The sequence below is a fragment of the Pseudomonas sp. NUPR-001 genome, assembly GCF_052147955.1.
Lineage (GTDB): Bacteria > Pseudomonadota > Gammaproteobacteria > Pseudomonadales > Pseudomonadaceae > Aquipseudomonas.
This window is the reverse complement of the sequence record NZ_CP197353.1, coordinates 5,223,904-5,249,166: the sequence shown is the minus strand read 5'-3', so window position 1 is coordinate 5,249,166 and position 25,263 is coordinate 5,223,904. Positions and strand designations below refer to the sequence as shown.

Below are 25,263 nucleotides of genomic sequence, written 5' to 3'. Positions count from 1 at the left end.
GGGGCTTAAGATAGGCCGCGTAAGTCCCTTGTTTCTTGGCGCGCACAGCCGCGTTTTTGACAATTTCAGACAGGAATTCGGATGAGCAGTCCGCCCCACGAACTAGCCCATACGACCATTGCCACCTGGGCGCTGGCTATTCAGCGAGCGCTGCAGGGGTATGGCATCGAGGCGGTGCCGCTGATGCTGGAGGCCGGTATCGATCCCAGGGTGATTCGTGATCCAGAGCTGCGAGTTGCCGTGGTCAACATGTGGAAGCTCTGGCGGCTTTGTGTCGAACGGACCGGCGATGACTCTTTTGGTCTTCAGGTCGCTGCCAATCTCTATCCGACTCACCTCAATGCCCTGATCTTTGCGCTGCAGGCCAGCTCCACCCTGCGAGAGGCGCTCGATCGGCTGCAGCGCTATGTGCGGGTGGTCACTACCATCGCGGCAATCGAGGTGGTCGAGAGCCCTGTGGGGGTGGCATTGATACTGGGCTCTGATAGCTCCGGTTCGGCACAGCGGCCATTTTTCCCTGTTGATGCCTTCATGGGGGTGTTGTTCAGAACCTTTCGCGAGTTACTTGGAGCCAGTGCTGCCGAAGGGCTGCTCGAGGTTCGTTTGTGCCGTCCGGTACCTCACCGCTTAGAGGCTTTTGAACAGTTTTTCGGCGTGCCCGTGTACTTTGGCGCCGAGGCGAATGTCATGCTGATGGCTTCCGGCGTGCTGGATCGGGAGCTGCCGGCGGCCAACGCCATGATTGCTGGAATGAACGAGCAGTTGTTGCGCGATTATCTGGGGCGAATGCGCCACGAGCAGGTCAGCCTGCAAGTGCGCAAGGAGATCATCGCCTTGCTCAGTAGCGACAAGCTTGGGCTAGAGCACATTGCCGAGCGCCTGAACATGAGTGGCCGCAACCTGCATCGCAAGTTGGCCGAGGAGGGCACATCATTCAAAGAACTGCAGGATGAGATTCGACAGGACCTGGCGCTGCGCTATCTGGGCATGTCGGGGATGAGCCTGAACGAGATTGCATTCAATCTGGGTTTTATCGACCAGAGCAGCTTCAACCGTGCCTTCAAGCGCTGGACCGGTGGCAGTCCCGGACAGTACCGGCGCGCGCTCAGGGAGCGCCACTGAGTCAGCCGGGGCGAGAGGGCGCCCCGGCATGTTGGGCTCAGCTGCGCGCCTGGGGTTGGATGGGCGGAATGAACTGCTGCAGCGTCTTTGGATTGCGCGTCTTCTCATCGGGCAGATAGATGCGGTAGTTCAAACGGAACAACCCTTTATCAGGTGAAGGCAGCCAGTTGCTTTCGAGCCCGGTGGGGGGCTGGTGCTGGATATATAGCGTCAGTGAACCGTCCGGGTTGTAGGTCAGTCCCGGGGTCCGGTCACCGATGGAGTAGCGGTCGATGGCATTGTCCACCAGCTGGAAGTTGGTGCCGTACAGGGTGATGGACCAGAAACCCTTGTCCTGAAGCTGGGGCAGTGCATCACGCTCGAAGTGCAAGATGTAGCGCTGCTGGCCATCAAGCAACTGGCCGGTGCCATCTTCATAGGTGCTGAAGTACACCCCTTCTTCGCGGTCATGCACCATCAGACCTTCGAGCGCACCCTCTGCGCGGTTGATGAAGTGGAAGCCGTAGCTGCCCTCGTGCAGGTTGTTCCAGCGGGTCGGGTAGGGCGTGCCGCGGTACTTCACCTTCCAAGTCATCAGGTCCTGGCTGTCGGCCAGTGCACGCTTAAGGCCAGCCACCGTGGCCGGGTGCAGCCGGCTGGCATCGAAGGGCTTGCCAAGCTCGATGCCGATGCTCTGGAACATGGACACGGCAGCGCGCTGCTCCGAACGCGGTGGGTTCTCATTCAGCAGATCGACCATGCGCTCGAAGAGGGCCAGGTCGCCGCTGTATTCCTTGCGGGACATCTTCACGGTGGTCACCTTGCCAAAGCCATCGGGCTTGCCCCAATTGCTGAGCGAGGTGGTGTGCACCTGTTTCTGCAGTTCCAGCACGCGGGGCAGGTCCTGAGGATCTTCCTTGCTCACCCCGTAGCGCAGGGCGAGGGCGCCGGAGTTGGTCGACAGGCGCCGCAGTTCGACGCCTGTGGGTACTTCGCCCTGCCAGTCAGGGCCGGCGAACAGATAGTGACCGCCCTTGCCCTGGGTCGCCCGGGTGCCGATATAGGGCAGGTTCTCCAGATAGGCATCGGCGACCTGCACGCTCCAGTAGCGGTCCTGGACATCCGGCAGGCTGAGGATCACCGGATCATCCTTGAGCTCCAGCATGACGCCGCTGTAGATCGTGTCGTTGTTGGGTGTATAAGGCAGCTCATCCTGCGAGGTAGCCAGCTTGGTCATGTGGCCAATCTGGTTGATGGGGGCGCAGGGGCAGATCTGGCGCTCGGTGACGAATTTCAGCTTGCGCTCATTCAGTCGCAGCAGGCGTTCACGGTCGGTGATGGTCAGCGGCAGGCCCCAGACATAGGCCTGCAGCCCCAGTGAGTAGGCCCAGTTCTCCTGCGCACGTTCATCGCGCTGCCGGATTTCATCACGGCTGAGGCCGGCGTCGGGGTCTTTCTTCTGCAGGTCGGGGACGGCAAGGTACTGATACCCGGCGGTCAGAGCGGCGCCCACTAGAACCGTCGCCAAGAGTTTGAGTTTCATACGCATTCCCTGTTATTGAAAGTATCGGGAATACCACTCTAGGGTTGGTTGGCTGGTGGGTCTCAACTCTGGTTGCCAGTTTTTTGACCTGCGCAGACAAGCCTAAGCAAGCCACAGCGCCCAAGTCTCTCATCAAGGCAGCTGCATTGGTGAGGTTCGCGCAGCTGCAGGCAAACCGATTCAATCCTGAGCCAAGGGTCGCTTCAGACCTATTGCAACCAACTGCCATGGACGGAGACATTGTTCGGTGGCCGTCAGCTCCTGACCTTTTACGCTGCCTGCTACAGGCCGCTTTTGGCCGATAGCAGCCGACCAGCAGTGTCTCTTTTCGGCAGCTGGCGGACGCGATAATTGAGCACCCGGCATCAGACCCCATTACCACTCCAACTATTACGCGCCTTATATATTGGCCTCTGACGGAGTGAATCTGGAAGCCGTTTGCCATCTACCGGCTTAAACGCCGGGGTCTGTACCCGCCCCAACTGGACCACTGCTAGGGCAACCTTCATCGATCTGGTCCTGCATCGCTAGAGCTTAGATGATGGACGCCCTGGCTCACGGTTGAGACCGGCCGCAAGGCGTGCTGATGATCGAGACCAGACGACACTTTCGGCGAGCACCATCGCGGCCCATCTAATCTCCCATCTGCTCACCAATGGTGCGCAATGATCTTCGCTCAGCCCATTTTTCCCATCCGGCAACCTGTCCACAGGCTGGCACGATTCATGCTCATGTACATTTATTCAAGTTGCTTGAATAAATATCCATCTCTTCAAGAAGAGGTCTCGCCATGCAACGCCGTGCCGTGAAAAACCTGACATTTGCCCTGGCCACTCTGCTCGCCAGCTCCCTGGCCCACGCCGACGACCTGCTGCAACGCGTCCAGCAGAAGAAGCAAATTACCATCGCCACCGAAGCCCGCTTCGCACCGTTCGAATCGGTGGAGAACGGCAAGATCGTCGGCTATGGCGCTGATCTGATGACCTACGTGCTCAAGGATCTGCCGGAGGTCAAGGTCAAGCAACTCGACCTACCCTTCCAAGGCATTTTGCCGGGTCTGGATACAGGCAAGTTCGATTTCGTGGTGACCTCTGTGACCGTCAACAAGGCGCGCTTCGAACAATTCGCCTTCACCGTGCCGATCGCCGAGTCCACCGTTGCACTGCTCAAGCGTGGCAATGACGACTCGATCAGCAGCCTGAACGATCTCAACGGCAAGGTGGTCGGTTCGCAGAGCGGCTCCGGCCAATTGCAGGTTCTGCAGGCCTATGACCAGAAACTCAAGGACGCCGGCCAGCCTGGCCTCAAGGCCATTCGTGAGTACGTCAGCTTCGACGAGGCGTACGCCGATCTAGCGCTGGGCCGCCTGGATGGCGTTGCCCAGTCGCTGTCCAACCTCGGCCCGCTGATCAAGTCGCGTCCTGGCGTGTTCAGCACGCTCAGCGACATGCTCGGCCCGCAGACCTATTACGGTTGGGTCGGCCGCAAGGATGCCGACAGCGCCAGCCTGGTCAAACTGTTCAGCGACGGTATCGCCCGTGCTAACCGTGACGGCACCATGAAGGCCCTGCAGGAAAAATGGTTCGGCTTCACCATGGATGTGCCGGCCGACGCCATGCCCGAGCCGAGCATCTGAGTCGCTGACCATGGATGACTTCGGCGTTCGCTTCGCACTCTACTGGCCTGCTCTGCTCGACGGTGCGCTCACCACACTGTGGCTGTGCCTGGCCGGGATGCTGCTGGGCTTCGTTCTCGGCGTGCTGATCTATCTGCTGGGCAGCAGTCGCAGCCGAGGTTGCGTAGCGTTCGCCAGGGTTTATGTGAGTTTCTTCCGTGGCACGCCGATGTTGGCGCAGTTGCTGCTGCTCTTCTATTTGCCTGCCGGGCTGGGCATGGACGTGCCGGCGCTGGTCGCCGCCGGTCTGGCATTGGCCCTGAATACTGGGGCCTACCAATCGCAAATCCTGCGTAGCGGTTTCGCTGCTATCCCGGCAGGGCAGCTGGAGGCCGCTGCGGTGTTCAGCATCGGTCGCTGGCGCACGCTGCTGCACATCCAGTTGCCGCAAGTGGTACGTCTGACCCTGCCGGCGCTGATTTCCGAGCTGATCGATGTGATCAAGGTGTCGGCAGTGGTCTCGGTGATCTCCATCACCGACCTGATGCGGGTCAGCCAGCAACTGGTTTCGCAGACTTACCGCCCGCTGGAGGTATATCTCGTCGCCGCACTGTTCTACCTGGCGCTGACCAGCCTGCTGGCTCTGCTCGGGCGCCAGCTGGAGCGTCGCTGGCAGGCGCGCAGCTGATGGAGAACTGGATGAATCACCTTCCCGATTTCGGCCATGCGCTGCTGGTCACCCTTGGCATCAGTTTTTCCGGTGCGGCGCTGGGCCTGCTGCTGGGCTTTACCCTCAACGCGTTGCGCCTGGCGGTACCTGGCTTCATTGCTGTGTATCGGTTGTATGTCTGGCTGGTGCGCGGCACACCGTTCCTCGCGCAACTGTTGCTGATCTACTTCGGTCTGCCAGTGCTTGGTGTGACCCTGGACGCCATCGAGGCCAGCATTCTTGCACTGTGCCTCTACAGCGCGGCCTATTTCGCCGAGTTGCTTCGTTCGGCCTGGGCCAGCGTGCCGATTGGTCAGCTAGAGGCCGCGCAGGTGCATGGTCTGAGCGGCATCCAGACCTTCTGGCACATTCAGACGCCCCAGGCGCTGGCGTTCGCGCTGCCGCTTTTGGGCAATCAGGTGATCCTGACCATCAAGGAAAGCGCGGTGGCGTCGATCATTACCGTGCCGGAGCTGACCATGACCGCCGGACAGATCGTGTCCAACACCTTTTCCTATGTCGTGCCCTACGTGCTGCTGGTGCTTTCGTACTGGCTGCTGACGCTGCTGGTGGGTTTCGCCGCCGCTGCGCTCGGCCGTCGCGCAACGCGCTACCTGCGAGGATGACCCGATGAGCAACCTGCCCCTTCTTGAACTGCGCGGCGTGGGCAAGTCCTACGGCGCCAATACCGTACTGCAGCGCTTCGACCTCAGTGTCCGGGCTGGTGAGATCGTCTCGCTCATCGGCCCCTCCGGCTCCGGCAAGACCACTGCCCTGCGCTGCATGAATTTCCTCGAAGCCTATGACCAGGGCGAGGTATGGATCGATGGCCAGCTGCTTGGTTACAGCGGCCCCGGACGGCGCCCAACCGACCAAGACAGCGCCGCCATCATCGCCGAGGTACGTCGACCGCTGGCCATGGTGTTTCAGCAATTCAATCTCTGGCCGCACATGACGGTGCTCGAAAACGTCATGGCGCCGTTGCTGCTGGGCAAGCGTCTGAACCGAACCGACGCGCGCTCGCTGGCCGAGGCCGCTCTGCAAAGGGTTGGCCTGGCAGCCAAGATTGGCGCCTATCCGGCACGACTGTCCGGTGGGCAGCAACAGCGCGTCGGTATCGCCCGGGCGCTGGCGGTCAAGCCTCGCCTAATGCTGCTCGACGAGCCGACGTCGGCGCTTGATCCGGAATTGGTAGAAGAGGTACTGCAGGTAATTCGCGGCCTGGCCAGCGACGGCATGACCATGGTCATGGTAACCCACGAGATGAGTTTCGCCGCACAGATATCCAGCCAGGTGGTGTTCATGGAAGCTGGGCAGATCGTCGAAACCGGTGCGCCGGCGACGATGTTCCAGGCACCCGCCACCGACCGCCTGAGGCAGTTCCTCAAACCCTGGTTCAACCGCAGCCTGACGCCACGCCAGGAGATGTGCCAATGAATGCCGAACGGGTGATGGCGGCGGTGCGTGCCGAGCGTCTGCATGGCCTGCTCGATACCCTGGCCGGGTTCGGCGCGTTACAGGCCGGCGGGATGAATCGCCAAGCGCTTTCCGCAGAAGATTTCGAGGCGCGTGCCTGGCTGATCGGCGAGGCGCAGCGTATCGGTTGCCGCGTATGGACGGATGCCTGCGCCAATCTGTTCATCCGCCTCGACGGCCTGGAGGATCTGCCGCCAGTGATGACCGGCAGCCATATCGATACCCAGCCCAGCGGTGGTCATCTGGACGGCTGCTACGGCGTGATGGCCGGTCTGGAGTGCCTGCTGGCGCTGCACGATCAGGGCTTGCGCACGCGCCGCCCCATCGAATTGGTGGTGTGGACGAACGAAGAGGGAAGTCGTTTCAGCCCCGGAGCCATGGGCTCCAGCGCCTTCGTCGAACCGACCCGCATGGCTGCCTATCGAGACAGCCTGGATGCTTCGGGCGTCAGTGTCGGTGAGGCTCTGGACGAGCATGCCCGACGTTTCGCCGGGCTACCGCTGCGCGACAGGATCGCCGCGCATGCTTTCATCGAACTGCATATCGAACAGGGGCCGGTGCTGGAACGCGCGGGTGTGCCGCTTGGCGTGGTATCCGGCATTCAGGGTGTGCGCTGGTACCAGGTCCGCTGCCATGGGGCCTCCGCCCATGCCGGCACCACGCCGATGGACATGCGTCAGGATGCGATGCTGCTGGCTACCGGCTGCCTGCCAGCCATCGACGCCCTGGCCGAGCGCCTGGCGGGCACCGACAAGCGCCTGACCTTCGGACGCTGGCACGTGCTGCCCAACTCGATCAACACAATAGCCGGAGAGGTGACTTTCAGCATCGACTTCCGGCACGCCGACAGTGCCGTGCTGGACGCCTTCGACGCGGCGCTGGCCGATTGCCTGCCCGCGCAGGCCGAACTGCAGATGCTCTTTAGTCATCCGCCAGTGGCGTTCGATGCAGCTGTCGTCGACGTGCTTCAGCAGGCCGCCGACGCCACTGGCGAAGCATCCCTGAGCCTGCGCTCGGGCGCCTTTCACGATGCCATGTACCTGGCGACGCATTGCCCGACCGGCATGCTATTCGTGCCGAGCCGCGACGGCATCAGCCACAACCCCAAGGAATACACCGAACCTTCCCAGCTCGAAGTCGGCGCCCGTGCGCTGGCCTGGAGCCTCGTCCAACTGGCTGAACAAGCCTGACCTGTCCTTGCCCACCTAGGAGCGACCATGAGCCATTCGAACCACGCCCACGATTACCCCGCCTGCTGCCAGCTCGACAACGGCGCCTCGCTGGGCACCAACGCCACCCTCAACGAGCCGCTGTCGGCCGACGGTACGCCGGAACTCGGCAAGACATACACCGTGCCGGCACGCTGCGGCCGTGCCGTGCGCTTGAAGGCGGGTGAGGTCATCAAGATCATCAACACCCACGGCACCCAGGTGTGCGACACCTGGCTGTTCAATGCCAAAGACCTCAGTGAATTTCTCTCCATGGAACATGCCCGCGCGCATATCGACCGAATCATTCCGAAGGCGGGTGACGAGCTGTTCAGCAACCGCCGCCGGTCCATCGGCACGCTGCTCACCGACACCTCGCCAGGCGTGCACGACACCCTGATCGCCGCCTGCGATCTGCATCGCTACACCAACCTCGGTGTTGAGGGTTACCACGATAGCTGCGCCGACAATATGCGCCTGGCCTTGCAGGCCATCGGTTTGCGTGCCCGCGAAGTCCCTCAGCCATTCAACCTGTGGATGAACATTCCGGTCAATTCGGACTACAGCATCGAGTGGCTGCCTCCGGTATCCAAGGCCGGTGACTACGTGGAGATCCAGGCAGCTATAGACTGCGTGGTGGTCATGTCGGCCTGCCCACAGGACATCGTGCCGATCAACGACCTGAATCCGGTGGAAGTGCACTTTGTGGTCAGTGCCGGCTAATCGGCTGGCAGGTTTGAGCCCTCTGGCACGGGCTTGGCTTGACGGCTAGCAGTGGCGGTGAGGTGGGCACGGCTTAAACTTCGCGCCCGCCTTGGACGATACTGCGCCGCTCATGGCTGCTCCCCTTCGTCACTCATTGATTGAGATGCGCATGCGTAAACCCAGTCCTACCCCTTCTTTCAAGGCTCACCACACCGACGGTCTGCCCAGCCTGGGCATGCGCCTGCGCCATGCACGCAAGGTTGCCGGGCTGACCCTCAAGCAGGTGGCCGTCGCCGCCAGCTGCTCGGAGAGTCTGATCTCCAAGCTGGAGAACGATGCTGCGTCACCTTCGCTGGCGATGCTTCACCGCCTGGCAGGGGCCCTGGGTAGCAACGTGTCGACACTTACATCGGAGGAGTGGGTATCCGATGAGCCGGTGCTGCGTGCTGGAGACAGGCCGGTGAAGCGTTTCGTCAAACGCAACAAGGATGGCGAGATCGGTCTGGAGCGCATCACCCATCTGCAGAAGGGCGGCCTGCTGCAGGGCAATATCCATATTGTGGCTCCAGGGGTGGCCAGCGATGGTCTGATTGAGCATCCCGGCGAGGAAATGGGTTACGTACTCACGGGCAGTATCGAGCTTACTATCGGTGAGCACACCTACAGCCTGACGGCGGGCGATGCTTTTCATTTCCCCAGCAACCTACCCCATGGTTACCGAAACGGTGGCGATAGCGAAGCGCGTATTCTCTGGGTCAATACCCCAGTTACGTTCTGATCGTGTGTCCCTCTGCCTGCCAGGAAATGGCGCAACGAGCTGCCAGCCAGGCGCTACTCGCCAAGAGGCCGCGGCAGATGCCCTCTCTAGCGTCCAGTCAGCGCCCTACGAGACAACGGGAACCGTTGCCGTCCAGCCATCTCCGGTCGAGTCAGTTGATGCATTGGAAGCCGCAGCTAACACCGTAGCGAACCTTGACAGTCAAGTGGGACTGCCATCTAAAGCCCGCTTTTGGCCGATTTCCGCCCTTGGTGAGCGGCAGTTTAGAGTTGATTTACACCTGTCAGGCTTGGCCAGTGGACTGGTCACGTCCGATGCAAGCGACTGGTCAAGTCGAATGCAAATGGGTGGTCAATTACGCTCTTTAGCTGATATGGCGATGGAAGTATTGAATGTTTTCACTCAGCGCGCGATCTACAGCCACGCAGCGAGCATCCACCCAATCTTGCTCATTATTCGCTGCAGACCAATCACGTGTTTGGTCTAGTAGCTTTACAGTCCAAGTCATGTTGAAGCCTTTGAATTTTCCTTGCTGAACTACCTTGCGCAATTCGTCAAAGAAATAAAAAACGACTAAACGCCCTACCACGGCATAGCAACCCAAAACAGACAGCGAAGCGTTTTGAGTAATATGGGCAAAGTTATTTTCCACGTCAGCCTTTTTGCTGCATTCGTGGCCATAGACCTCTTTGATATAGTCGAGTGCAGCAGTGAACACCTCCCACTTAGTCGTATCATCTGTGATGACAGAGCCAACCTGACGGCTCAATGCCAACGGATCAAAAGTCTTGGCCGGTGCGGTCCGGTGCGCGGGAGGAGCTAAGGTATAAGTAGCTTGCGGCTGGGCTTCTCTAATACGCAGAACATCATTCGCAGCCTGTCTTGCAGCGCCCTTTGTTTCTGGCCTGAATTCATAGAATAAGTGCAACGTTTGAAACGATAGGCAGAGAGTCAGCCACCGGTAGAATCCAGGCTCTCACACCGAAGGATTCAAGCGCAGATGACTACGCATTACCGGCAGCTGACTCAGGGCCAACGTTACCAGATTGAGGCCGGTCTGAGCGCCGGAAAAAGCCAGGCAAGCATCGCGAAACAGGTTGGCGTACATCCCTCGACGATCAGTCGTGAGGTTCGCCGCAACAGCTCCCAGAAGACCTACAAAGCGGTTGCTGCGACCCATGAAAGTGATGCCCGTCGAGCGCAGGCGCGCAAGCACTGCAAGCCATTAACGTGGTTCAGCCATTATCTGCCGCTCTGGCTAAAACACGGTATGAGCCCGGAGCAGATTGCTCAGCGCCTGAAGCAAGAGCAGCCGGAGCGCGCGGTCAGTCACGAGTGGATTTATCGGTTTATCGCCACCGACAAACACGCAGGTGGCGAGTTATACAAGTATTTGCGGCACCGCAGGAAGCTGTACCGAAAACGCTACGGAAGCCACGACCGGCGCGGACAGTTGCGTAATCGCGTATCGATAACCGAGCGCCCTGCTGAGGTCGAAGCCCGCGAGCGTCTAGGTGATTGGGAGGGTGACACGGTGCATGGCGTAGGCGGCAATCTGGTCACGCTGGTTGATCGTAAAAGCGGCTACCTGAGCGCCTATCCGGTCAAGCGCAGGACGCGCCGGCAGGTAACGCGGGCGATCAATCTGTTGCTCAAGGGGCATGCTGTTCACACGCTGACGCTGGATAACGGGAAGGAGTTTGCCGGGCATGAACGCATTGCGCATCGGAGCCAGTGCCAAGTCTTTTTTGCAGAACCCTATTCATCCTGGCAGCGAGGCACTAATGAAAATACCAACGGCCTGCTCCGGCAGTATTTTCCCAAGGGCGGCGACTTCAGCAAGCTGACCGTCGAGGCGGTCAGTCGCGTGGTAACGAAGATCAATTTACGCCCGCGAAAACGCCTGGGCTGGAAGACGCCGTACGAAGTTTATGCAGGGGCGAGCGTTGCACTTATGTGTTGAATTCAGGTGGCGAAAACCCAGCGCTATGCTCATAAATATCTAGAAAGCGGATCAGAGCCGTGGCGAGGACGACTCTCGACTCCGAGTCAGGGTGATTGCGAATCCACTTGATTAGGCTCCGAATCCACGCATCCTCTGCACGAAGACCAGTTCGCCTCATCAACTCCCTAGCAAACAGAGCTATTTGGCCATTATCGCCCGGATTGAGGCTCGTAGCATCCGCCCATTTTCCTGCTAGCGAAGCCATGCGGTTGCCAGCCATAAACCATCCAATCACTGCTCACACTCCTTTGCAAACTGGTCATCTCAATTGTTCATCAAACTTGTAGCATACATGGCCTTTTCATCAATCTAGGCAGCAACTGAATAGCCCCTATTTCTGTAGGCGCCTGATGTCCGCTGTTGGCTGCTTCTGGCCGAAAGCTACCGCCCAGCAAGCGACCGCTTCGGTCAAGCAGGTGTCCGATTCAGCCTTCCAAAGGAGCTGCACTGATATTGCAACCAGGTAGTCGCTTGGCATTACTACATGCGCTCACTGATCCGCTATAGCGCCTACCTCACCCCCACATCTTCGATCGCACCAGGAACAGCTTCGCAGTTCAAGCACGGTCTCGCGGGAACCAGAACCATGCGCTGAGCGTCTGATCATGGGTCACTTGATAGAGTCTCTGGCAATGGATAGCCGTCCCTCACACCTCAATTCATTACCTGTCCCATTGGGTCCGCATAATCAATGCAATGGCCTCCTGCATGCTCTGCGATTATGGCTAAAGTATTTTAGATGTCTGTACAGCAAGGTTTTCACACGAATCAGGCGTAGCTGGGAAATGCAGAGCTACGATCTGACGCTAAGTGATTGAACCATCGATTATTTCATCTCATAAAGAACGTTCTTTATTTCTCAAGAGCCCTGAAAGTGAAGATATTAGTCACCGGTTGCAACGGTCAGGTAGGACGCAATCTAGTCGAACAAGGCACCGAGTATGGGTGGAGCATTATCGGCATGTCTAAAGCCGAGCTTGATGTTGGCAACGGCCAGTCTGTCTTGGAGAAGATCGAGCTACTGAAGCCAGACCTTATCGTCAATGCCGCCGCGTTTACCGGCGTCGACGCTGCTGAGACGAGTGTGGAAGCTGCCTATCGAGTTAACCGAGACGGTGCAGGAAACTTGGCACGACACGCTGACAGCCACGGTATTCCAATTTTCCATCTTTCCACCGACTACGTTTTCGACGGGAAGCACAGCCGCCCTTATGTGGAGCACGACAAAACAGCCCCCCTCAGCGTCTATGGTGCGAGTAAACGTGATGGAGAGGCTCAGGTGCAGCAGGTGGAGAAGCACCTGATCTTAAGGACCAGCTGGGTCTATGGGGCATATGGAAGCAACTTCCTGAACACGATGCTGCGTCTGACAGGCGAAAAGGAGCTGCGTATCGTCGATGACCAGGTAGGGTGCCCAACCAGTAGCGAGCGTATCGCTTCGGTCCTGCTTGAACTCGCTCAGCGTTATCAATCAGACGGAAAGCTGCCATGGGGGCTCTATCACTTCAGCGGTCAGTCACATTGCTCCTGGTTCGAGTTTGCTCAAGCCATATTCGATCATGTATCCAGAGCAGGAATTATTGGACGCTCTCCGCGATTGACGCCTATCACAACAGAAGAATATCCAACGCCAGCCAAGCGCCCTGCCTGGTCCGTGCTGGACTGTCGCCTTTTTGAGAGCACATTTGGGATATCGCCGACGCCTTGGCGTGCCGATCTTCAGGCGACCCTCCAATCGTTAAAAGCGGATTCTGATCGGCTGCACATCTCATCGGTTCGCTGTTAACGGCAATCGCTATCGAGAGGCACGGGCGCCAAGCATCACCTGCCGTAAGCCGCTGTCGATGTTGAGCAGCGGCTCGTCGACGGCGCCGCCGTCCTTGCGTTACAACCTCCGCGAATACTAGGGCGCGACTCGACTCTTCTTCGTACTTTATACGCGCGGCCTGAGCCGCTCCCTTCGTCGGAATTTGACCGGCGCTGAACGGTCGCCCGAACACGCCAGTAACTCGTTCGCGCTCAAATTTTCCGAGCCTTGAAAAATGCCGGGAACGTTCCCGACCGACGGAAATGGGCTGCAGGCCGCGTCCGCCGGGGCTCTTTTGACCTGCGGCAATAAAACGCTCGGCGGTGCAACAAACGCTGAAACTTTTTTTTACACCGTCACGTCCGAGTCATAGGAGCTCAGGGGTAGCCGGCCAAGGTGGCCGTAACCCGAGCGAGCACCCACTGAGGGACCGAGGATGTCGCAAAGCCGACCAGGATGGATTGTCGGTGGCGTGGCGCTAGGACTTTATGGATGACTCGCCCCGCCTTGCCGGCGGCCTGGGCAGCGATGCACGTACGCTGAGCAGGGATAGGGAAAGATGCTTTTCAATTCGGTGGAATTCATCGCCGGCTTTCTTCCGGTGGTGCTGATTGGATTCTTCGTGCTAACCGGATCCGGCCGACAGCGGCTCGCGGTGATCTGGCTAACCGTCGTCTCATTGGTGTTCTACGGCTGGTGGAACCCGGTTTACGTACCGCTGCTGGTCGGCAGCATGCTGGTCAACTATCTGCTCGGTGGCTACCTGCGCCGGCACCCCTCACGTCTGGTGCTCGGGCTGGCGGTCGCGGCCAACGTGTTGCTGCTGGTCTACTACAAGTACACCGGCTTTCTGCTCGGCACGCTGGACGCAGCGCTGGATCTCGGTTGGCGGGTGGAAGACATCATCCTGCCGCTGGCGATCTCCTTCTTCACCTTCCAACAGATCGCCTACCTGGTCGATGCCCATGACGGCGTGGTGGAAGAACACGACTTCGCCAACTACTGCCTGTTCATCAGCTTCTTTCCGCAGCTGATCGCCGGACCGATCACCCACCACGCTGAAATGCTTGCGCAGTTCAACGACCGCGACAGCTTCCGCGCGCGCATCGACAACCTGTCGCTGGGCGCCACGGTGTTTCTGCTCGGCCTGTTCAAGAAGGTGGTGATCGCCGACACCCTCGCGCTGAAAGCCACCCCGGTCTTCAGCCTGGCCGCCGACGGCACCATCCCGGCCTTCTACGACGCCTGGACCGGCGCGCTGACCTACACACTGCAGATCTACTTCGACTTCTCCGGCTACAGCGACATGGCCATCGGGCTGGCGCTGCTGTTCGGCATCAGCCTGCCGGCGAACTTCAACAGCCCGTTCAAGGCGCGCAACGTCATCGACTACTGGTCGCGCTGGCACATGACGCTGACGCGTTTCCTCACCGCCTACATCTACAACCCCATCGTGCTGCGCGTGACCCGCGCGCGCATGGCGGCCGGCAAGCCTCAGCCGCGGCGGGGCAAGATGACCGCCGGCACTTTCTTTGCGCTGGTCGCCTACCCCACCGTCTTCACCATGTTCATTTCCGGCATCTGGCACGGCGCCGGCTGGCACTTCGTCGCCTTCGGCCTGCTGCACGGCTTCTATCTGGTGGTCGCCCACGGCTGGCGTGCCTGGAAGGCGCGTCAGGGCTGGAAGCTGGACAGCGACATCTGGTGGCACAAGGCCGCGGCCGTCGCGCTGACCTTTGGCTGCGTGGTGGTGGCGATGGTGTTCTTCCGCGCCAGCGACGTGCCGACCGCCATGGCGATCCTTGCCGGCATGCTCGGCCTGAGCCCGACCAGCACGGCGATGGATCGCTCCGACTTCGTCTATATCGCCGCGTTGCTGGTCTTCGTCTGGGGCATGCCCAACGTGCAGCAGTGGATGGGCCATTTCCGCACCGCGCTCAACTTCCAGCCCCAGCCGCACTGGACCGAACGGCTGCTGCCGGTCAGCGCCTGGCGGCCGACGGCGATCCACGGCATGGCCGTAGGCGTCCTCGGTTTCTTCGCCCTGGCGATCGCCTTCTCCATGGCACCGACGGAGTTCCTCTACTTCCAGTTCTGACCACGACAAGGAGTCCCAGGTATGCAACAGCTCTCCTGGCTGCCGACACACCCGGATCTGTCCGGCGCCATCGGCCAAGCCAAACGCATCGAAGATCCGCTGCAGCGGCTGCATGAAGCCGTCAAGCTGGCCGCTCATCAACGGGATTTCACCCTCACCGCGCGACTGGACAAGCTGGCTGCCGCCGGCATCGAGCAGCACGCCGCGGCGGCACGCCTGACGCCACTGCGGGTGGCATTGCTGTCCTCGCATACGGTCGATCACCTGCTGCCGGCCATCCGCGTGGCCGGTCTGCAGCGGCGGCTGGCGCTGTCGTTGCACGTTGCGCCCTACGGCATGTATCGCCAGGCGCTGCTGGCCGATGACCCGGCGCTGAACGCCTTCGCCCCGCAACTGGTGGTGCTGGCGCTGGACGCCCATGACGCGCCGCTGCAACTGCCCCTGCAGGCAAGCCAGGCGGAGGTGGATGCCGCCGTGGCGGAGCGCGTCGATGAGCTGCGCCTGCTCTGGCGCCGGGCCCGCGAGCGATATGCCGCGCAGGTGGTGCAGCAAACCCTGGTGCCAGTGGCGCCGCCATTGTTCGGCTCTTACGAAGCACTGGTGCCGGCTTCGCCGCGGGCAGTCATCGAACGGTTGAATGCCGCCATCCGAGCCGCTGCCCGCGAGGATGGCGTGCTGCTGCTCGATCTGGCCTGGCACGCAGCCGCTTATGGCGACGGCCTGGGCGAGCCGGTGCGCTGGCATCAGGCCAAGCAGCTGGTCAGCCCGACCCTGGCACCGCTTTATGGCGAGCAGCTGGCACGGATCGCAGCGGCCACTGCCGGGCTGTCGCGCAAATGCCTGGTACTCGATCTGGACAACACCCTCTGGGGCGGTGTGATCGGTGATGACGGCATCGACGGTATCCAGCTCGGCCTGGGCAGCCCCAGTGGCGAGTCGTTTCTCGCCTTCCAGCGTTATGCCGCGCAACTGGCGCGCCGCGGGGTAATTCTTGCGGTGTGCAGCAAGAACGACCTGCACGTTGCCGAAGCAGCCTTTGAACATACCGAGATGGCCCTCAAGCGCAGCGATATCGCAGCATTCGTAGCCAACTGGGAAGACAAGGCCGGCAACCTGCGGCGCATCGCGAGCATGCTCGATATCGGTCTGGATAGCCTGGTGTTCGTCGACGACAACCCCGCCGAGCGCGACATCGTGCGCCGCGAGCTGCCGGAAGTCGCCGTACCGGAACTGCCCGACGATGTCGCCGATTACCCCGCACGCATCGCCGCCGCGGGTTATTTCGAGGCCGTGTCCTTTACCTCCGATGACGCCGAGCGCGGCCGCAGCTATGCGCTGAATGCCGAACGCAAGGCCGCGCTGAATCAGGCCACGGACATGGAAGGCTACCTGCGCGGGCTGCAGATGGTGCTGCGCGTCAGCCACATCGGCGCCACCGAACTGGCCCGAGCCACCCAGCTGATCAACAAGACCAATCAGTTCAACCTCACCACCCGCCGCTATACCGAAGCCGAAGTCGAGCGCATGGCCAGCGATCCGCAAACTATCGCGTTGGCCCTGCGGCTGGAAGACAAGTTCGGCGATAACGGCCTGATCAGCGTGGTGCTGGCGCGACCGGATACAGCCATCGAGGCTGACGAACTGCTGATCGACAGCTGGCTGATGAGCTGCCGCGTGCTGGGGCGTGAAGTCGAGATGGCCGTGCTGGAGGTGCTGGCCGATGCGGCAGCAACTGCCGGCTGGGGTGCACTGGTCGGCGAATACCGCCCCACCGAACGCAACGGCATGGTTGCCGAACACTATCCGCGGCTGGGCTTCGAGCAGCGCCCCGCCCCTGCCGACGCCATCGCCGATGCAAGTTTCTGGCGCTACGAGCTGGCCTCGCGCGCTTCCATCAACCATCACATCCAGGTGCAAGCATGAACGAAAAGGAAATTCTCCAGGCGCTGACCCAGGTCTTCCATGACGTGTTCGACGATGACGATATCGTCCTCACGTCCGAAACCACCGCCGACGACATCGATGGCTGGGACAGCCAGACCCATGTGCTGCTGATCGTGGCCGCCGAGCAACGCTTCGGCATCAAGTTCCGCACCGCCGAACTGGAATCGCTGAAGAACGTTGGCCACTTCGCGCAACTGATCCAGACCAAACTCGGAGGGCGATGAGTCATGGCCAGATCCGTCGATACATGCCCGGACGGCGTTGCCGCCCGGGCCGAAGCAGACCAGCGGCGGATACGTGCCGGCTACCTGCTGGGCATGTTCGCCGGGCTGTTCGGGATGCTCGGCGGCTTTGCCGCCCTGCTCGCCTGGCTCAATCACACCGACAACCTGCCGCCACCGGCCTTCTCCAACAGCCTGTGTGTGGACGAAAAGCTACACTTTCTGCGGCACAACCCCATCGCCGATCCGAACCTGCTGATCGTTGGTTCCTCGGTCGCCTGGCGCCATGTCGATGGCGACGTGCTGATCGAACAGACGCCCGGCTTGCGTCCGCTCAACGGTGCGTTCTGCGGCCTGCACGCCAACCAGTCGACCTATGTCGCCAACTGGCTGCTGGATCGTGAACCGAGCGTCCGCCAAGTGGTGATGATCGTCGATCCGCTGGACTTCGCCGGCTGCTGGAAAGTGCCGGATGCGGTGTTCGACCGCGAGGATGCCGATCACTACGTTTATCAGCGGGCCTCACGCTGGGGTTACTACATGCGCTACTTCTCGCCGCGTTCGCTGTTGCGCAATGCGCAGACGGTCAAGGCGCAGCGGGCCAACGAGATCGAATGGGACCCGCTGGTGTTCACCCGCCATGGCGACGGGCCGCTGGAGCCGCAGGGTGATCGCGGCCTGTTCTACGACAAACCGGACGCGCTGGATGACAGCTGCTTTGTCGCCCTGGGCGAACTGTCGAAACGCCTGAAGAACGAGCAACGCCAGCTGCTGGTGGTTTCCACGCCCCTGCACCCGCAGTGGAAAGCCAAGATCGATGCCGACGGCAGCTTCCTCACCCGTTTCGACGAGAAGCTGACGGCTGCCATCGCAGGCAATGGCGGCGCGCAATACTGGAACGCCGATCGCGAATGGGTCGCTCCACCAGCGGCCTTCGTAGATGCCATCCACCTGCGCTGGTCAGCCGTGCAGGGCTTTTCCGTGGCGCTGGCCGAGCAACTGCGAGCGTGGGATCAGGCCAGACTCCAGAATTCCGTGCTCGCCGGCAACGATGCCTACGGCGAGCCATGATTCTCGGTAATGCTGGATAAGCGAGACCCTATACATGAGGTTCGGCCTTGCCCACCGAGTCGCATCACCATGCGCTCTATGGTATGGTCTGCTGCCTTATTCAGCTCTGACTGTTGAAAATCACTGACAGAATGAACGTTTTGACAATCTCTATCTGGCTGCCTACGCCGCCATAGCGCAACGCCCCCTCCCTTGAATCAGCCTACTGATAGCTGATTCGTCTTGCTGCGCCTGCAGCAATCCGACCATTCGAAAGAATTGTCACTCGATACCTACAACTCGACTCGACACACTCGGCACGCCACTGCGGCACGGTGCCGTTGCGTCCATTGCCTTGGATTTACTGATGCTGCAAACAATCAAGCAAAACTGGCTGACCAATATACGTGGCGACATTCTCGCCGGCCTCGTCGTGGCACTGGCTCTGATCCCGGAGGCCATCGCCTTTTCGATCATCGCCGGAGTTGATCCTAAGGTTGGCCTCTACGCCTCTTTCTGCATCGCTGTGGTTATCGCTTTCGTAGGGGGGCGCCCGGGTATGATTTCGGCCGCCACAGGCGCTATGGCCCTGCTGATGGTCACACTGGTGAAGAACCACGGCCTCGAATATCTCCTTGCTGCCACCTTGCTGTGTGGCGTGCTGCAGATCTTTGCTGGCTACCTGAAACTCGGCTCGCTGATGCGATTCGTCTCACGCTCAGTGGTTACAGGCTTCGTCAATGCTCTGGCAATCCTGATCTTCATGGCGCAGCTGCCCGAACTGACGAACGTCACCTGGCACGTCTATGCAATGACAGCCGCAGGCCTAGGGATCATCTATCTCTTTCCGTATCTCCCGAAGATTGGAAAGCTCATCCCATCGCCCCTGGTATGCATCATCGTGCTGACGGCTGTTGCCATTGCAGTTGGATTGGATATTCGGACTGTAGGTGATATGGGGCAATTGCCCGATACGCTGCCAGTCTTTCTCTGGCCAGACGTGCCGCTGACGTTCGAGACGCTGGTAATCATCTTCCCGTACTCGGCAGCCCTGGCCGTCGTTGGACTACTAGAGTCGATGATGACCGCGACCATTGTGGACGACTTGACCGACACACCCAGCAATAAGAACCGTGAGTGCAAGGGTCAAGGTGTGGCTAACATCGCGTCCGGTCTGATCGGCGGTATGGCTGGTTGCGCGATGATTGGTCAGTCCATCATCAATGTTAAGTCCGGTGGACGTACTCGCCTTTCCTCCTTGGCTGCGGGCGTTTTCCTTTTGCTGATGGTGGTCTTCCTCGGTGATTGGCTGAAGCAAATTCCAATGGCCGCGCTCGTGGCAGTGATGATCATGGTCTCGATCGGTACCTTCAGCTGGGACTCGTTACGCAATCTGAAGAAACACCCATTGTCGACCAACATTGTCATGGTCGTAACCGTGGTGGTCGTGGTCGCAACCCACAACCTGGCCTACGGCGTACTCGCCGGCGTATTGCTAGCCGCGATGTTCTTCGCCAACAAGGTTGGCCATTACATGGATATCGCTTCGTCTTTGGACGAGGCAGGTGAACATCGAAGCTATACCGTCATCGGGCAGGTGTTCTTCAGCTCCGCTGACAAGTTCATCGCTGCATTCGATTTCAAGGAAGCAGTAGACAAGGTAACCATTGATCTGAGCCGTGCTCACTTCTGGGATATCACCGCAGTTGCCGCGCTGGACAAGGTAGTCATCAAGTTCCGCCGTGAGGGGACCGAGGTTGAGGTGCTGGGACTCAACGAAGCGAGCGCCACTATCGTTGACCGCTTTGGCGTGCACGATAAGCCGGACGCCATTGATCAACTAATGGGCCACTAAAAGGAGAACAACAATGACCAATGTAATCGCCTGCATCGACGGTTCCGCTTCGGCTCCAGCGGTTTGCGACTATGCAGCCTGGGCCAGTCGGAGTTTGCAAGCTCCGCTGACCTTTCTGCACGTATTAGATCAACAACAATATCCGGTTGCAGCGAACCTGAGCGGCAATATCGGACTCGGCAGCCGCGAGCATCTCCTCGATGAACTTGCCTCTCTGGATGAACAGCGCAGCAAATTGGCGCTTGAACAAGGGCGAATCATGCTAGCGAACGCCAAAGAGCGCGCGATTGGAAACGGTGTTACCTCACCGGAATCCAAGCAGCGCCACGGCGAGTTGTTGGAAAGCCTCCAGGCATTGGAAGACGAGATACGGTTGCTGGTCATCGGCCGCCAGGGCGAATCCAGCGGTAGTCTGAGTCAGCACGTCGGAAGCCAGCTGGAAAGCGTGATTCGAATCATGCATCGGCCAGTTCTCGTTACTCCGACAGCATTCAAGGAGCCCAAAAGCGCGTTGGTGGCCTTCGATGGCAGCGCTACCACGCGAAAAGGCGTGGAGATGCTGGCGTCCAGCCCTCTGCTCAGGGGGCTGCCAGTCCACATTGTTATGGTCGGATCGGAAAACGAAGAATCGGTATCGCAGCTTGGCTGGGCACAAAAAGCCCTGCTCGACTCAGGGTTCACCGTTCATACCGCGATCCGTAGCGGTGAAGTTGAGCCCACCCTGCATGCCTATCAGAACGAGCATGCCATCGACCTACTTGTGATGGGCGCCTACGGTCATTCCCGTATTCGCCAGTTCCTGGTCGGTAGCACCACAACAAGTATGTTGCGTTCCACCACAAGTCCGCTGCTCCTGCTGCGCTGATTGGTTATGGATAAACCGCTGGATCTCGCCTATTTCAAAGCGCTGCTGGATCGAAAGGCGGCCGAGCTGGAGCGCCTGTTGGAAGGTGCCGAAGCACGGTCGCAATCGGTGGAGCTTGATCAGAGCAAAGTAGGTCGTATTTCGAGAATGGATGCACTCCAACAGCAAGCGATGAACGATGCCATCCGCAGCCGCACGAAGCAGGAACGGGTGCGGCTGCAACTGGCGCTAAAACGCTGGCATGAGGGTGAGTATGGCTGGTGCGCTCAGTGCGGTGAGCCTATTGCTCCGGGCCGCCTGGAGTTCGACCCGGCTGCATCCCTATGTATTAGTTGTGCCAGTCTCGGTGAGTCAGGTTGAAATCTCCGATTCGTCACTCCCATTAATTGAGAATTTGAATGTCGATAGGCAAGAAAAAAGGATCCACTAAAACGCGAAGAACCCACGTCTGGCTGTGGGTGGTGCTGTTCCTAGTAATTTTCGCCATATTTCAAATCCGTACCAAGCATCTTGATGACCGGTTGTATTTTTGGGTAAAGACCTACTGGCACACCGACGACTGGAATGAGAGCTCAGTATGGCTGCCGGCTTATCAGGTCGAGCTGGATGCTAAGCCGGTTCCTGGTGTAGAGAACAACCTTTCCGGACTGACCTTCGACCCTGACCAGAATCTGTTGTGGGCAGTTACCAACGGACCTAATGAACTGCTGGCTCTAAGTCGCGAAGGCGATTTGCTGAGACGCTACAGCCTGGACGGGTTCCATGATGTAGAGGCGGTGTCCTACGTTGGTAACGGCCAGCTGGCAATCGCTGAGGAGCGTCGTCAGAGTCTGGTCATCGTGGATGTGCCCTTGGAAGATAATGGCGAGCTTTCTTCAAATCGCTCGATAAGCCGCGAGAAGTATCCAGCTCTCACCTTGGCGCTGGGCAACCAGGACAACAAAAGTCTTGAGGGGCTTGCGTACGATCTGAAACGAGACCGTTTATTTCTCACGCGGGAGCGTGACCCCCGCCAGCTGCTGGAGGTGAGCGGACTACGTGCAAGTCTTGAAGGCGGCCTTTCCCTTCATGTGCGCGACATGTCGGACTTGGTAAATAGCAAGATTTTCGCGACTGACTTATCTTCGGTCGTGTTCGATCAACGAAGCGGTCATCTACTCCTACTCAGCGACGAGTCGAAGCTGCTGATTGAAATGACGGATGTGGGGAAAGTCGTGAGTTTTCGCTCCTTGGCCACCGGTTTTGCTGGGTTGCAGAAAGGTATTCCCCAGGCAGAGGGTGTAACGACCGACACGGACGGCTATTTATACATCGTCAGCGAACCAAATCTGTTTTACCGATTCACACGGGCGCAAGATTGACTTATAGGAGTAACTCCTCATCGCTGGGCGTTTCTCAACGCTCTTACAAGCTGACAGATTCTATGATTTACAATGGAAGGCAAATCTACCGTTTGGTGGGATTTGATCTGACCTTCGCTTTGGCCGATATCATCCATTGCAAAAACTCGTATCAGCCACTCGCCTAGTTGCACCGCACCACCCACAACTGATCCAGCTTGGTCGTGAAACTTTGGCTCATCATCTCCCGTCGCGTGCCCCAGTCCGGCGCGGTGGTTACGCGGCCGGGCCGGAGGGTGTTGCGGCCCCACTTGGCGTTGATTGCATCGAGCACGCCCATAACCCGCTCCGACGCAGCGGACTGGGTTTGAGCGAATAGATCGTCGGTGTACTCGCCACGCTGGCACAGATCCATTAGCAGGACCTCGGCCTTGCTGAACGAAAAGCCCTCGCGATAGATGTGCTCCAAACCGGCGATCGCCGCCCGGGTGATGTATCGGGTGTCGTCGGTGGGATACGGCAGCTCACACACCACGCCTTTTGCGAACTTGGGCTCGTCGGGATTGAACATGCCGGTACGGATGCTGATTCGGACACGCTTGCACAGTGACTGCTGTGCCCTCAGCTTCTCGCTGGCCCGGGCGGCGTACGCCGCCACTGCCTCCTTGATCGGCTCCAGCTCGCGCAAGCGCTTGCCGAACATCCGCGAGCAGCAGATTTCCTGTTTGGGTGACGCGACCCCGGACTGATTCTCCAGCTTGCCTTTGACCTGGAGCAGCTTCGAACCCATTAAGGCTGGCCTGTATCGCTCCGCAAGGTCTCGCCACACCACTACGTGGACCATGCCGAACTCTTATGTCTGGGAGAATTTCCAGGTGGCAGCCAATGGAAATGGTGGATTACCCAGCCGCCAGGCGCTGCCCGCTTTTTGGCGTAGATTCGACTTATCACTAGCGTCCGCTATTGGCCCAGACCGTGTAAAAACGCAGCAAACGATGACCATCAACTTCCGGGGATTTTCTCAGCGTCTAGGAGGCCGTCGGAGGCCCAATCAGGCGCAATCGATAATTCTGGTTGCTATGGCACTTTCGGCTTCAGTACGCCTGCTGGAGGGCGGTACGAGTCGTAGAACAGGCCTCAGGCCTTCATCGCTGCCATCAGGGCACCGCTGCCCAGCACGTTCAACACGCGTTTGAGATTGTAGGCGAGCACATGCAGGCTCATCTCGGTACTCACTCGGTCGAGAGTCTTGGTGAGGAAGTGGGTGGCGCCCATCCAGCTCTTCAGCGTGCCGAACGGGTGCTCGACCGTCTGACGGCGGATTCGCATCATTTCAGGCGCTTGATCCAGGCGACTCTGCATCGCTTCGAGCACTGCCTCATGCTCCCATCGGCTCACTCGGCGCTCTGAGCTAGGCGTACAGTGCTCTTTCAACGCACAACCCTGGCAATGCGAACTCCAGTAGCGGTGCAGTTTCAGCCCTTTTTCGACGCTTGAGAACCGCCAGATCAGGCTTTGCCCAGCCGGGCATCGATACTCGTTCTTGGCTGCGTCATAGATGAAATCACCTTTGCCGAAGCGACCAGCCGCTGTCGCTCCCGAGGTCAGCGTCTTGGGCACGAAAACGGTGATTCCAGCCTCATGGCACGCCAGGATTTCTTCGCCTTTGAAATACCCTCTGTCTGCGACCGCCGAGAGTTCCTCGACACCCATGGCCTCTCGCGCTTGCTTGGCCATGGAGCTCAGTTGGTCTCGATCGACCCCGTCGTTCGTGACCTCGTGGGTCACGATCAGGTGGTGCTTCGCGTCGACCGCCGCCTGCACGTTGTAGCCGACTATTCCGCTGCCCCGGGTCTTCATTGAGCGGGCATCGGGATCGGTCAGGGAGATCTGTTTATCCGGTGTTTCGTTGAGCTGTACCTCGACTTCCTTGAGCTCCCGCAGCTTAGTTTTCAAGGTCGCAATCTTGTCGTGGAGGCGTTCGGCTTTGACCTGCGCCACGGCCGGTTCCTGGCGATCAGCGGTATCCAGTGCGGTCAGGTAACGGTTGATGCTGGACTCGATCTCCTCCATTCGCCGCTGAAGCTTGGCGCTGGTGAAATTGCGGTCACGGTTGTTGACCGCCTTGAACTTGCTGCCATCAATGGCTACCAGCGCTTCAGAGAACAGGCCAAGTTGCTGGCACAGCACCACGAACTGCCGACAGACGCCGCGGATTGCCTTGCCGTTATCCTTGCGGAAGTTGGCGATGGTCTTGAAGTCCGGCATCAAACGTCCGGTCAGCCACATCAACTCAACGTTGCGCTGACTCTCGCGTTCGAGACGTCGACTGGACTGGATACGGTTGAGGTAACCGTAGATGTAGATCTTCAGCAGGTCAGCAGGATGGTAGGCGGGTCTGCCGGTTTCCGCCGGGACGACACCCTCGAAACCCAGTAGGCCAAGGTCGAGTTCATCGACGAAAACATCGACCACCCGCACCGGGTTGGTGTCCGCCACGTAGTCATCCAAGCTCTCGGGAAGCAGTGTGCTTTGCCCTCGGTGCTCTCCCTGGATAAAGCGCTTCATTGGCGTCCCCCGCTGATTTTGAATCCATCAAATCACAGCAAGGACGATGCCAACGTTTTTACACGGTCTGGGCCGACACGAGTCTGTGGCTTGAGTTAGCTCCTTACGTGAAACTACTCAGGGAATAGACTCAATTTATGGTCGTACCCCTCCTTGCAACCGGCCAGGACTGCCAGGCTCTCGAAAGGAACTCGACCATGCCTATTTTCGCTACCTCATTGTCTCCCACGCTTCGGTCCTAGTGGCCGCTTATGTGGCTCTGTGGTACGTCACGCCAGCCCCGCTTGAACAATTCCATGTTGTAACAGTGCCCACACTGACTTTTCAGGAGCACCAGGGCTATCTGCTGCTATGGGGGAGTTGGCAGGCCGTGGC

21 protein-coding genes and 1 pseudogene are annotated in these 25,263 nt (G+C 59.4%); 18 read left to right on the top strand and 4 right to left on the bottom strand.

Annotated features, from left to right (window positions below; genetic code table 11):
* Window positions 1-81: 81 nt before the first annotated feature.
* The gene (locus tag ACP6KB_RS24185) at window positions 82-1,122 is read left to right on the top strand and encodes an AraC family transcriptional regulator (protein WP_003302555.1); all 1,041 of its coding nucleotides are present in this window, start codon (window positions 82-84) and stop codon (window positions 1,120-1,122) included.
* Between the two features lie 37 nt (window positions 1,123-1,159).
* On the opposite strand, the gene ACP6KB_RS24180 is transcribed toward ACP6KB_RS24185, so the two are convergent.
* Window positions 1,160-2,644: a DUF1254 domain-containing protein gene (locus tag ACP6KB_RS24180; RefSeq protein WP_011911464.1), complete on the bottom strand. Its 1,485-nt coding sequence runs from the start codon at window positions 2,642-2,644 to the stop codon at window positions 1,160-1,162.
* A gap of 790 nt (window positions 2,645-3,434) precedes the next feature.
* On the opposite strand from ACP6KB_RS24180, the gene ACP6KB_RS24175 reads away from it, so the two are divergent.
* From ACP6KB_RS24175 to ACP6KB_RS24145, 7 genes are all read left to right on the top strand, one after another.
* The gene (locus tag ACP6KB_RS24175) at window positions 3,435-4,280 is read left to right on the top strand and encodes a transporter substrate-binding domain-containing protein (RefSeq protein WP_023102005.1); all 846 of its coding nucleotides are present in this window, start codon (window positions 3,435-3,437) and stop codon (window positions 4,278-4,280) included.
* 10 nt (window positions 4,281-4,290) lie between these two features.
* The gene (locus ACP6KB_RS24170; protein ID WP_023102006.1) at window positions 4,291-4,947 is read left to right on the top strand and encodes an amino acid ABC transporter permease; all 657 of its coding nucleotides are present in this window, start codon (window positions 4,291-4,293) and stop codon (window positions 4,945-4,947) included.
* A gap of 11 nt (window positions 4,948-4,958) precedes the next feature.
* A complete protein-coding gene (locus tag ACP6KB_RS24165) occupies window positions 4,959-5,594 on the top strand; it encodes an amino acid ABC transporter permease (RefSeq protein WP_023102007.1) in 636 nt (211 codons plus the stop codon).
* A 4-nt stretch (window positions 5,595-5,598) separates the two neighbouring features.
* Window positions 5,599-6,405: an amino acid ABC transporter ATP-binding protein gene (locus ACP6KB_RS24160; RefSeq protein ID WP_023102008.1), complete on the top strand. Its 807-nt coding sequence runs from the start codon at window positions 5,599-5,601 to the stop codon at window positions 6,403-6,405.
* Window positions 6,402-7,634: a M20 family metallo-hydrolase gene (locus ACP6KB_RS24155; RefSeq protein ID WP_023102009.1), complete on the top strand. Its 1,233-nt coding sequence runs from the start codon at window positions 6,402-6,404 to the stop codon at window positions 7,632-7,634. Before ACP6KB_RS24160 ends, ACP6KB_RS24155 begins: the two co-directional genes overlap by 4 nt.
* 27 nt (window positions 7,635-7,661) lie before the next feature.
* Window positions 7,662-8,375: a DUF1989 domain-containing protein gene (locus tag ACP6KB_RS24150; RefSeq protein ID WP_023102010.1), complete on the top strand. Its 714-nt coding sequence runs from the start codon at window positions 7,662-7,664 to the stop codon at window positions 8,373-8,375.
* 151 nt (window positions 8,376-8,526) lie between these two features.
* Window positions 8,527-9,135, top strand: a complete 609-nt coding sequence (locus ACP6KB_RS24145) for a cupin domain-containing protein (protein WP_023102011.1) — start codon at window positions 8,527-8,529, stop codon at window positions 9,133-9,135.
* A 364-nt stretch (window positions 9,136-9,499) separates the two neighbouring features.
* On the opposite strand, the gene ACP6KB_RS24140 is transcribed toward ACP6KB_RS24145, so the two are convergent.
* Window positions 9,500-10,063 carry a hypothetical protein gene (locus tag ACP6KB_RS24140; RefSeq protein WP_442109869.1) on the bottom strand — a complete coding sequence of 188 codons (564 nt, stop codon included), beginning with the start codon at window positions 10,061-10,063 and terminating at the stop codon, window positions 9,500-9,502.
* 72 nt (window positions 10,064-10,135) lie between these two features.
* Between ACP6KB_RS24140 and ACP6KB_RS24135 the strand changes: the two genes are divergently transcribed.
* The 10 genes from ACP6KB_RS24135 to ACP6KB_RS24090 all read left to right on the top strand — a co-directional run bounded on the left by ACP6KB_RS24135 (window position 10,136) and on the right by ACP6KB_RS24090 (window position 22,341).
* Complete coding sequence (locus tag ACP6KB_RS24135; RefSeq protein ID WP_442107591.1) at window positions 10,136-11,098, top strand: IS30-like element ISPsme1 family transposase; 963 nt, start codon at window positions 10,136-10,138, stop codon at window positions 11,096-11,098.
* Between the two features lie 916 nt (window positions 11,099-12,014).
* The gene (gene rfbD, locus ACP6KB_RS24130) at window positions 12,015-12,926 is read left to right on the top strand and encodes a dTDP-4-dehydrorhamnose reductase (RefSeq protein WP_017244580.1); all 912 of its coding nucleotides are present in this window, start codon (window positions 12,015-12,017) and stop codon (window positions 12,924-12,926) included.
* A 580-nt stretch (window positions 12,927-13,506) separates the two neighbouring features.
* Window positions 13,507-15,045: an MBOAT family O-acyltransferase gene (locus tag ACP6KB_RS24125; RefSeq protein WP_017244581.1), complete on the top strand. Its 1,539-nt coding sequence runs from the start codon at window positions 13,507-13,509 to the stop codon at window positions 15,043-15,045.
* A 21-nt stretch (window positions 15,046-15,066) separates the two neighbouring features.
* A complete protein-coding gene (locus tag ACP6KB_RS24120; protein ID WP_023102014.1) occupies window positions 15,067-16,968 on the top strand; it encodes an HAD-IIIC family phosphatase in 1,902 nt (633 codons plus the stop codon).
* Window positions 16,965-17,213, top strand: coding sequence for an acyl carrier protein (locus tag ACP6KB_RS24115; RefSeq protein WP_008567163.1), 249 nt, complete (start codon window positions 16,965-16,967; stop codon window positions 17,211-17,213). Before ACP6KB_RS24120 ends, ACP6KB_RS24115 begins: the two co-directional genes overlap by 4 nt.
* Window positions 17,214-17,216: 3 nt before the next feature.
* Window positions 17,217-18,281: a hypothetical protein gene (locus ACP6KB_RS24110; protein ID WP_008567162.1), complete on the top strand. Its 1,065-nt coding sequence runs from the start codon at window positions 17,217-17,219 to the stop codon at window positions 18,279-18,281.
* A gap of 346 nt (window positions 18,282-18,627) precedes the next feature.
* Window positions 18,628-20,115 carry a SulP family inorganic anion transporter gene (locus tag ACP6KB_RS24105; RefSeq protein ID WP_008567161.1) on the top strand — a complete coding sequence of 496 codons (1,488 nt, stop codon included), beginning with the start codon at window positions 18,628-18,630 and terminating at the stop codon, window positions 20,113-20,115.
* Between the two features lie 13 nt (window positions 20,116-20,128).
* A complete protein-coding gene (locus tag ACP6KB_RS24100) occupies window positions 20,129-20,980 on the top strand; it encodes a universal stress protein (RefSeq protein ID WP_017244583.1) in 852 nt (283 codons plus the stop codon).
* Window positions 20,981-20,986: 6 nt separating this feature from the next.
* Complete coding sequence (locus tag ACP6KB_RS24095) at window positions 20,987-21,340, top strand: TraR/DksA family transcriptional regulator (protein WP_014597086.1); 354 nt, start codon at window positions 20,987-20,989, stop codon at window positions 21,338-21,340.
* 38 nt (window positions 21,341-21,378) lie between these two features.
* The gene (locus ACP6KB_RS24090; RefSeq protein WP_023102015.1) at window positions 21,379-22,341 is read left to right on the top strand and encodes an SdiA-regulated domain-containing protein; all 963 of its coding nucleotides are present in this window, start codon (window positions 21,379-21,381) and stop codon (window positions 22,339-22,341) included.
* Window positions 22,342-22,504: 163 nt separating this feature from the next.
* Here ACP6KB_RS24090 and ACP6KB_RS24085 read toward each other — a convergent pair.
* Together ACP6KB_RS24085 and ACP6KB_RS24080 are read right to left on the bottom strand one after the other, a co-directional pair.
* Window positions 22,505-23,059, bottom strand: a pseudogene (locus tag ACP6KB_RS24085) (DinB/UmuC family translesion DNA polymerase); the annotation flags it as partial.
* A 398-nt stretch (window positions 23,060-23,457) separates the two neighbouring features.
* Window positions 23,458-24,888 (bottom strand): IS1182-like element ISPa7 family transposase, encoded by a 1,431-nt coding sequence (locus tag ACP6KB_RS24080; protein ID WP_023098450.1) that lies wholly within the window; start codon window positions 24,886-24,888, stop codon window positions 23,458-23,460.
* Window positions 24,889-25,263: the final 375 nt, after the last annotated feature.

What these genes read in the sequence shown, in the direction of transcription:
- ACP6KB_RS24145 (WP_023102011.1), top strand. Translation starts at nt 8,527, where the DNA reads ATGCGTAAACCCAGTCCTACCCCTTCTTTCAAGGCTCACCACACCGAC.
- ACP6KB_RS24155 (WP_023102009.1), top strand. Translation starts at nt 6,402, where the DNA reads ATGAATGCCGAACGGGTGATGGCGGCGGTGCGTGCCGAGCGTCTGCAT.
- ACP6KB_RS24120 (WP_023102014.1), top strand. Translation starts at nt 15,067, where the DNA reads ATGCAACAGCTCTCCTGGCTGCCGACACACCCGGATCTGTCCGGCGCC.
- ACP6KB_RS24095 (WP_014597086.1), top strand. Translation starts at nt 20,987, where the DNA reads ATGGATAAACCGCTGGATCTCGCCTATTTCAAAGCGCTGCTGGATCGA.
- ACP6KB_RS24100 (WP_017244583.1), top strand. Translation starts at nt 20,129, where the DNA reads ATGACCAATGTAATCGCCTGCATCGACGGTTCCGCTTCGGCTCCAGCG.
- ACP6KB_RS24115 (WP_008567163.1), top strand. Translation starts at nt 16,965, where the DNA reads ATGAACGAAAAGGAAATTCTCCAGGCGCTGACCCAGGTCTTCCATGAC.
- ACP6KB_RS24160 (WP_023102008.1), top strand. Translation starts at nt 5,599, where the DNA reads ATGAGCAACCTGCCCCTTCTTGAACTGCGCGGCGTGGGCAAGTCCTAC.
- ACP6KB_RS24150 (WP_023102010.1), top strand. Translation starts at nt 7,662, where the DNA reads ATGAGCCATTCGAACCACGCCCACGATTACCCCGCCTGCTGCCAGCTC.
- ACP6KB_RS24080 (WP_023098450.1), bottom strand. Translation starts at nt 24,888, where the DNA reads ATGAAGCGCTTTATCCAGGGAGAGCACCGAGGGCAAAGCACACTGCTT.
- ACP6KB_RS24180 (WP_011911464.1), bottom strand. Translation starts at nt 2,644, where the DNA reads ATGAAACTCAAACTCTTGGCGACGGTTCTAGTGGGCGCCGCTCTGACC.
- ACP6KB_RS24135 (WP_442107591.1), top strand. Translation starts at nt 10,136, where the DNA reads ATGACTACGCATTACCGGCAGCTGACTCAGGGCCAACGTTACCAGATT.
- ACP6KB_RS24110 (WP_008567162.1), top strand. Translation starts at nt 17,217, where the DNA reads ATGGCCAGATCCGTCGATACATGCCCGGACGGCGTTGCCGCCCGGGCC.
- ACP6KB_RS24185 (WP_003302555.1), top strand. Translation starts at nt 82, where the DNA reads ATGAGCAGTCCGCCCCACGAACTAGCCCATACGACCATTGCCACCTGG.
- ACP6KB_RS24090 (WP_023102015.1), top strand. Translation starts at nt 21,379, where the DNA reads ATGTCGATAGGCAAGAAAAAAGGATCCACTAAAACGCGAAGAACCCAC.
- ACP6KB_RS24165 (WP_023102007.1), top strand. Translation starts at nt 4,959, where the DNA reads ATGAATCACCTTCCCGATTTCGGCCATGCGCTGCTGGTCACCCTTGGC.
- ACP6KB_RS24125 (WP_017244581.1), top strand. Translation starts at nt 13,507, where the DNA reads ATGCTTTTCAATTCGGTGGAATTCATCGCCGGCTTTCTTCCGGTGGTG.
- ACP6KB_RS24170 (WP_023102006.1), top strand. Translation starts at nt 4,291, where the DNA reads ATGGATGACTTCGGCGTTCGCTTCGCACTCTACTGGCCTGCTCTGCTC.
- ACP6KB_RS24175 (WP_023102005.1), top strand. Translation starts at nt 3,435, where the DNA reads ATGCAACGCCGTGCCGTGAAAAACCTGACATTTGCCCTGGCCACTCTG.
- ACP6KB_RS24105 (WP_008567161.1), top strand. Translation starts at nt 18,628, where the DNA reads ATGCTGCAAACAATCAAGCAAAACTGGCTGACCAATATACGTGGCGAC.